Source organism: Streptomyces sp. ICN903 (assembly GCF_022015835.1).
GTDB classification, from domain to species: domain Bacteria; phylum Actinomycetota; class Actinomycetes; order Streptomycetales; family Streptomycetaceae; genus Streptomyces; species Streptomyces fenghuangensis.
Window position 1 is genome coordinate 1 of the sequence record NZ_JAKMAY010000284.1, and the last position, 7,364, is coordinate 7,364.

The window sequence follows — 7,364 nt, forward strand, 5'->3', positions numbered from 1 at the left end:
AGTGAGCACGGATCACCGCACCGCACACTCCGGCGGCCCGGCCCCCGGTGAGCTCCGCCTGTGGTATCCCCGTCCCGCCGCCGAGTGGCTCCAGGCCCTGCCGGTGGGCAACGGGCGCCTGGGAGCCATGGTGTTCGGCGGCACGGACGGCGAGCGGCTCCAGCTCAACGAGGACACCCTGTGGGCCGGCGGCCCGCACGACTACGACAACCCCCGGGCCCTCGCCGCCCTCCCCGAGGTACGCCGGCTGGTGTTCGAGGGGCGGTGGGACGAGGCCCGGGCCCTGGTGGACTCCGACCTGATGGGCGTCCCCGTCAAGCAGCTCCAGTACCAGACCGTCGGCGACCTGCGCCTGTCCTTCCCCGGGGACGGCGAGACCACCGGCTACCGGCGCGAACTCGACCTCGCCACCGCCGTCGCCTCGGTGGAGTACACGCGCGGCGGGGTGCGCCACCGCCGCGAGGTGTTCGCCAGCGCGCCGGACCAGGTGATCGTGGTCCGGCTGACCGCCGACACCCCCGGCGCGGTCTCCTTCACCGCCCGCCTGGACAGCCCGCTGCGCTCCGCCTCCCACTCCCCCGCCCCGCACAGCATCGCCCTGGACGGCGCCGGCGACGACGCCCAGGGCATCGCGGGCGCGCTGCGCTTCCGATGCCTGGTGCGGGCGGTCGCCGAGGGGGGCGCCGTGCGCTCGGCGGACGGTGAGCTGCGCGTCGAGGGGGCAGACGCCGTCACCCTGCTGGTCTCGGCCGCCACCAACCACCGCGACTGGCGCGGCGTGGAGGAGGACCCCGACGCGGCCGCCCGCCGCGCCGCCGCCCCGGTGGACGCGGCGGCCGCCCGGCCCTGCGCCGAGCTGCGTGCCCGTCACGTCCGCGACCATGCCGCGCTCTTCGACCGCGTACGGCTGGAACTGCCGGTCACACCCGCCGCCGCGCTGCCGACCGATGAGCGGGTGGCGCGCTTCGCGCGCGGCGAGGATCCGCACCTGGTGGCGCTGTACTTCGCCTACGGCCGCTACCTGCTCATCGCCTGCTCCCGTCCCGGCACCCAGCCCGCGAACCTCCAGGGACTGTGGAACGACCTGACCGACCCGCCGTGGGGCGGCAAGTACACCATCAACATCAACACCGAGATGAACTACTGGCCGGCCGCCCCCGCCAACCTCCTGGAGTGCTGGGAGCCGCTGTTCGGCCTGCTGGCCGACCTGGCCGCCGCCGGCGCCCGTACCGCCCGGGCCATGTACGGCGCGCGCGGCTGGGTCGCCCACCACAACACCGACCTGTGGCGCGGTACCGCGCCGGTGGACGGGGCATTCTGGGGAATGTGGCCCACCGGCGGCGCCTGGCTGGCGCTGTCGATATGGGAGCACCACCGCTTCACCGGCGACGAGGAGAAGCTGCGGGAGCGCTATCCGGTCCTGGCCGGCGCGGCGCGTTTCTTCCTGGACGCCCTGGTGGAGGACCCTCGGACGCGGGAGCTGGTCACCTGCCCGTCGATCTCCCCCGAGAACGCCCACCACCCCGGCCCCGGCGGCTCGCTGTGCGCCGGTCCGGCCATGGACAACCAGATCCTGTGCGATCTGTTCGAGGCCACCGTCGCGAGCGCCGAACTGCTCGGCGTGGACGAGGAGCTGGCGAAGGAGGCGCGGGCGGCGCGCGAGCGGCTGGCCCCGCCGCGGATCGGGAGACTGGGGCAGCTCCAGGAGTGGCGCGAGGACTGGGACGCGATCGCGCCCGAGCGCGGCCACCGGCACGTCTCGCATCTGTACGCGCTGCACCCGGGCGCCCGGATCACCCGGCGCGGCACCCCCGAGCTGTTCGAGGCGGCGCGCACCACACTGGAGCTGCGGGGCGACGCGGGCACGGGCTGGTCGCTCGGCTGGAAGATCAACTTCTGGGCGCGGCTGGAGGACGGCGCGCGCTCCCACAAGCTGCTGACCGACCAGCTCACCCCCGAGCGCACCGCCCCGAACCTCTTCGATCTGCACCCGCCCTTCCAGATCGACGGCAACTTCGGCGCCACCGCGGGAATCTGCGAGTGGCTGGTGCAGAGCCACGCCGGTGAGATCCATCTGCTGCCCGCCCTGCCGCCCGCGCTGCCCGAGGGCTCGGTGCGGGGGCTGCTGGCGCGCGGCGGCTTCGAGGTGGACCTCACCTGGCGCGGTGGCGCGCCGGCCGGAGCCGAGCTGCTCTCCCGCGCCGGGCGCCGGGCGCGGGTGCGCACGACCTGCGAGATCGCGGTGTCCTGCGAAGGGCGGCCGGTGGAGACCGTACGGCCGGAGGCCGGAGTCGTGGAGTTCGGGACGGCGCCCGGGCGCGTCTACCGGCTCTCCCCGGTCTGAGAAGCGTCCGTGCGGCGGGAACTCGGCGGGGGCCGCCATCCGTTCTCCGTGACCAGGAGGTGCGTTGTGGGTACTGGGGACGCACGACGGGGAGAGGGCGGCGACGGCGACGACGCCGGAAGAGACGCCTGGGACGACATCGTGCTCGACGAGGATTTCATACGCGGCGCCGAGGTGAGCGAACCGGCCGCGCGTACGCGCATGCTGCGGGCCCGCTGGCGGGACAACCCGCCCGAGCCGCAGCCGTGGCGGGCGGACGAGCCCCCGGCGGGGTGGTTCTGGAGCAGAGGCCGCCGCAAGGGGCGCCGGTGGCGCCGCCGCCGCAGGGACGGCTGACGCCCCCGGCCGCGCTCCGCGCGGCGGCAGGCGGCGGACCGTGCGGGGGCACGGGCCGCCACCCGCGCCCCCGCACGGGGCCTCACCGGCTGTGCCGACCGGGGCGGCCGGGCCGACTGGACCGGCCGTATCGCCCGCGTCGGCCGTTTCAGCCGCGGACGCCCAGCAGGTGCTCCAGCGCCAGCTGGTCCAGGCGCTCGAAGGCCATGCCGCGCCCGGCCGCGGCGTCCACGTCGAACTCCTCGAAGGCGGCGGTGTCGGCCAGCAGGTCGGCGGCGGTCTCGCCCTCGTTCAGGGTCGGCCTGGCCAGCTCGTCCAGACGCGAGGCGCGCAGCGCCTCCTGGACCTCGGGGTCGGCGCGGAAGGCGGCGGCCTTCTCCTTGAGGATCAGGTAGTTGCGCATGCAGCCGGCCGCCGACGCCCACACACCGTCGAAGTCCTCGGTGCGCGGCGGCTTGAAGTCGAAGTGCCGCGGGCCCTCGTAGCCGGCCGACTCCAGCAGGTCCACCAGCCAGAACGCCTGGCGCAGGTCGCCGGCGCCGAAGCGGAAGTCCTGGTCGTACTTGATGCCGGACTGGCCGTTGAGGTCGATGTGGAAGAGCTTGCCGTGCCACAGCGCCTGGGCGATGCCGTGCGGGAAGTTCAGTCCGGCCATCTGCTCGTGGCCGACCTCGGGGTTGAGGCCGACGCGGTCGGCGTGCTCCAGCTCGTTGATGAAGGCCAGGGCGTGGCCGACGGTCGGCAGCAGGATGTCGCCGCGCGGCTCGTTGGGCTTGGGCTCGATGGCGAAGCGCAGGTCGTAGCCCTGGGAGACGACGTAGTCGCCCAGGAGGTCGAAGGCCTCCTTCAGGCGGTCCAGTGCCACCCGCACGTCCTTGGCGCCGCCCGACTCCGCGCCCTCGCGGCCGCCCCAGGCGACGTAGGTGGTGGCGCCCAGTTCGGCGGCCAGGTCGATGTTGCGCATGGTCTTGCGCAGCGCGTAGCGGCGCACGTCCCGGTCGTTGGCGGTGAAGGCGCCGTCCTTGAACACCGGGTGCTTGAAGAGGTTGGTGGTGGCCATCGGCACCTTCATGCCGGTGGCGTCCAGCGCCTGGCGGAAGCGCTTGACGATGCCCTCGCGCTCGGCGTCGGAGGAGCCGAAGGGGATCAGGTCGTCGTCGTGGAAGGTGACGCCGTGGGCGCCCAGCTCGGAGAGCTTCCGGACGGTCTCGACCGGGTCGAGGGCCGGCCGGGTGGCGTCGCCGAAGGGGTCGCCGCCCTGCCAGCCCACGGTCCACAGACCGAAGGTGAACTTGTGCTCGGGTGTCGGCTCGTAGCTCATGTCATGCCTCTCGGGTATTTCGTCAGGCCCGTTGACAAATTAGTATGCGCCCAGAAGCCCCAGAGAGGAAGAGGCGACATGGCCGCACCCGAAGGTCCGCTCGTTGTCGGTGTGGACAGCTCGACGCAGTCCACCAAAACACTGGTCGTCGACGCCGCCACCGGCGAGGTGGTCGCGCGCGGCCAGGCCCCCCACACCGTCTCGCCCGACCACGAGAGCGATCCGGAGCAGTGGTGGCAGGCGCTGCGGCAGGCGCTGGAGCAGTGCGGGCCGGCCGTCCACCGGGCCACCGCGGTCTCGGTCGGCGGCCAGCAGCACGGGCTGGTGACGCTGGACGGCCAGGGCCGCCCCGTCCGCCCCGCCCTGCTGTGGAACGACGTGCGCTCCGCCCCGCAGCGCGACCGCCTGGTGGCCGAGCTGGGCGGGCCGAAGGCGTGGGCCGAGCGCTTCGGCAGCGTCCCGGCGGCCTCCTTCACCGTCACCAAGTGGCAGTGGCTGCGCGAGAACGAGCCCGAGGCCGCCGCCGCGGTGAAGGCGGTGCGGCTGCCGCACGACTACCTCACCGAGCGTCTGACCGGCCAGGGCACCACCGACCGGGGCGACGCCTCGGGCACCGGCTGGTGGTCGACCGCCGACCAGGCCTACGACCAGGAGATTCTGGGAAAGGTCGGCCTCTCCCCCGAGCTGCTGCCCCGCGTACTGGGCCACGGCGAGGCGGCCGGCACGGTGCGGCCGCAGGAGGGGCTGCCGCTGCCCCAGGGCACGCTGGTGGCCACCGGCACCGGCGACAACATGGCCGCCGCCCTCGGCCTGGGTCTGCGGCCGGGCAGGCCGGTGCTGAGCCTGGGCACCTCCGGCACCGTCTACGCCGTCTCCACCCGCCGCCCCTGTGACCCCACCGGCACCGTCGCCGGCTTCGCCGACGCCCGCACCGACTGGCTGCCGCTGGCCTGCACCCTCAACTGCACCCTGGCCGTGGACCGCGTCGCGGCCCTGTTCGGCCTGGACCGCGAGGCGGTCGAGCCGGGCGGGGGCGTGACCGTCCTGCCGTTCCTGGACGGGGAGCGCACCCCCAACCTCCCCTACGCCTCCGGCACCCTGACCGGCCTGCGGCACGACACGAGCGCGGGCCAGATCCTCCAGGCCACCTACGACGGCGCGGTCTACGCGCTGCTGGCCGCCCTGGACCTGGTCCTGGACGACGACGCAGAGCCGGACGCCCCGATCCTGCTGATCGGCGGCGGCGCGAAGGGCACCGCGTGGCGCGAGACGGTACGGCGCCTGTCGGGGCGGCCGGTGGTCGTGCCGCGCGCGCAGGAGCTGGTCGCGCTCGGCGCCGCGGCGCAGGCCGCGGCCCTGGTACTGGGCGAGGACGCGGCGGCGGTCGCCCGCCGCTGGTCCACCGCCGAGGGCCCCTCGTACGAGGCGGTGGAGCGCGACGAGGAGGCGCTGACCCGCCTGGCGGCCACCCTGAGCGACGCCGATACGCTGCTGCGGCGGCACTGACCGGCGGCGCCGTCCCACAGCACGTCCGCCAACAGCCCCGCCGCGCCAGTCCCGCCGCACAGGCTCGTCCAGCGGTACCACCGTCCGCGGCACCGTCCGCACAGCCCTTGAGGAGTACGCCACCGATGGCAGCACCCGCGCCCAACACCCAGCAGGAGATGCGGCGGCGGAACCTGGCGCGCGTACTGCACGCGGTGGCCGACGGCGGCCCCCGGTCGCGGGCCGCCGTCGCGGCGAGGATCGGGCTCACCCGCACCGCCGTCTCCACCCTCGTGGACGAACTCCTGGGCGCCGGGCTGCTGGTGGAGCTGGGGCCGGGCCGCTCCGGCGCGGTCGGGCGGCCGGGCACCGCGCTGGCGCTCAGCGACAGCGGCCCCTGCGGGATCGGCGCCGAGATCGGCGTCGACCACCTCGCCGTGTGCGCCGTCGACCTGCGCGGTGAGGTCCGCGCCCGCACCGCGATGGACGCGGCCAACCGCGACAGCGACCCCGGCCCGGTGCTGAAGCAGCTGGCCCGTCTGGTCGGGGAGGTCGCGAACGAGGCCCGCGGGCTGGGGTTGCGCCCGGCCGGGCTGGCCGTGGCCGTGCCCGGCCTGGTCGCCCGCGGCACCACCACCGTCGTCCAGGCCCCCAACCTCGGCTGGACGGACCTCGACCTGGCGGCCCACCTGGGCGGGGGCGCGCTCGGCACCGGCGCCCTCACCGGCGGTGGCGGCGGTGGTGGTGAGGGCACGGCCGTGTGCTCCATGGACAACGAGGCCAACCTCGGCGCCCTGGCCGAGCTGTGGCTGGGCGGCCACACCCCGCCGCCCGGCGACTTCGTGCACGTCTCGGCCGAGATCGGCATCGGTGCCGCGATCGTGGTGGACGGGGAACTGCTGCGCGGCACCCGCGGGTTCGCCGGTGAACTGGGCCATGTGCCGGTGCGGCCGGAGGGGCGACCGTGCGCCTGCGGCGGGATCGGCTGCCTGGAGCAGTACGCGGGTGAGGAGGCCGTCCTGCGGGCCGCCGGACTCGACCCGCGCGCCACCGCCGCGCAGTACCCCGGCCCCGGTGCCCGTATCGACCTGCTCGCCACCCGCGCCGAGGGCGGCGACCGCGCGGTGCTGGGGGCGCTGGCCGAGGCCGGAAGCGCGCTGGGCACAGCACTGACCGGCGCGGTCAACCTGCTCGACCCGCAGACCGTGGTCCTGGGCGGCGCCCTCGCCCGGCTGGCGCCCTGGCTGCTGCCCTCCCTGGAACACGAGCTGGGCCGCCGCCTGGCCGGCCCCCCGCCGGTGTCGGTCTCCCGCCTCGGCGCGGAAGGCCCGCTGCTGGGCGCGGCCCACTCCGTCGTCCGCGCGGTCCTGGACGACCCGCTGGCCCACCGCGCCTGACGGGCCGGGCGCAGGAGGGCGGGCGGAGACGACGGCGCTCCCGTACACGGTGGCCCGCTCCCGCAGGCGTCAACATCGACATCTGTCGTTCATCACTTCAGGGGATTCGGTGTCCGTTTCACCATGACGGCGGTTCCGCCTGCGCAGAGAACCCTCCGTGTATCGAAGGCACAGCAAGTGGGGGGCGGGAGCGGGAGCGGTCACCCTGGTGCTCGCCGCGGCGAGCGGGGCCCACGCCGACGGGACGGCCGTTCCGCGGTCCTCCTCCCCGGTCCTCGCCCCGGGCATCGAGATCCGGACCGACGGCGGGACCGGGATACGGCTGACCGGCGGTGACGCGTCGGTGGCGGTCGTGGAGCACCCCGGCTGCCCGAGCCTGTCCGTGGTGATCACGTCCGGCGGCGAGGACGGCATGAGGCTCGGCGCTTTCCTGGGGCGCCCGTGCCGGGCCGCCCCTCCCCCGGCCCCCGCACCCACGCCC

6 protein-coding genes are annotated in these 7,364 nt (G+C 75.2%); 5 read left to right on the top strand and 1 reads right to left on the bottom strand.

Features of this window, described 5'->3' with window-relative positions; genetic code table 11:
* Window position 1 precedes the first annotated feature (1 nt).
* Both L7D48_RS23300 and L7D48_RS23305 read left to right on the top strand, forming a co-directional pair.
* Entirely contained in the window at window positions 2–2,344 is a 2,343-nt protein-coding gene (locus tag L7D48_RS23300) for a glycoside hydrolase N-terminal domain-containing protein (RefSeq protein ID WP_237882130.1), read from the top strand.
* 66 nt (window positions 2,345–2,410) lie between these two features.
* Window positions 2,411–2,680 (top strand): hypothetical protein, encoded by a 270-nt coding sequence (locus tag L7D48_RS23305; protein ID WP_237882132.1) that lies wholly within the window; start codon window positions 2,411–2,413, stop codon window positions 2,678–2,680.
* Window positions 2,681–2,828: 148 nt separating this feature from the next.
* Here L7D48_RS23305 and xylA read toward each other — a convergent pair whose 3' ends face one another.
* Window positions 2,829–4,001 (bottom strand): xylose isomerase, encoded by a 1,173-nt coding sequence (gene xylA, locus L7D48_RS23310; protein ID WP_237882134.1) that lies wholly within the window; start codon window positions 3,999–4,001, stop codon window positions 2,829–2,831.
* Between the two features lie 78 nt (window positions 4,002–4,079).
* Here xylA and xylB point away from each other — a divergent pair, with 78 nt between their 5' ends.
* The 3 genes from xylB to L7D48_RS23325 form a co-directional block, all read left to right on the top strand.
* On the top strand, window positions 4,080–5,507 hold the full coding sequence (xylB, locus tag L7D48_RS23315) for a xylulokinase (protein ID WP_237882136.1): 1,428 nt from the start codon (window positions 4,080–4,082) through the stop codon (window positions 5,505–5,507).
* 125 nt (window positions 5,508–5,632) lie between these two features.
* Complete coding sequence (locus L7D48_RS23320) at window positions 5,633–6,883, top strand: ROK family transcriptional regulator (protein WP_237882138.1); 1,251 nt, start codon at window positions 5,633–5,635, stop codon at window positions 6,881–6,883.
* 157 nt (window positions 6,884–7,040) lie between these two features.
* A partial coding sequence (locus tag L7D48_RS23325) for a hypothetical protein (protein WP_237882140.1) occupies window positions 7,041–7,364 on the top strand: 324 nt, incomplete at its 3' end.

Excerpts from the sequence above, each read along its gene's own strand:
- xylA (WP_237882134.1), bottom strand. The coding sequence starts at position 4,001 with ATGAGCTACGAGCCGACACCCGAGCACAAGTTCACCTTCGGTCTGTGG.
- xylB (WP_237882136.1), top strand. The coding sequence starts at position 4,080 with ATGGCCGCACCCGAAGGTCCGCTCGTTGTCGGTGTGGACAGCTCGACG.
- L7D48_RS23320 (WP_237882138.1), top strand. The coding sequence starts at position 5,633 with ATGGCAGCACCCGCGCCCAACACCCAGCAGGAGATGCGGCGGCGGAAC.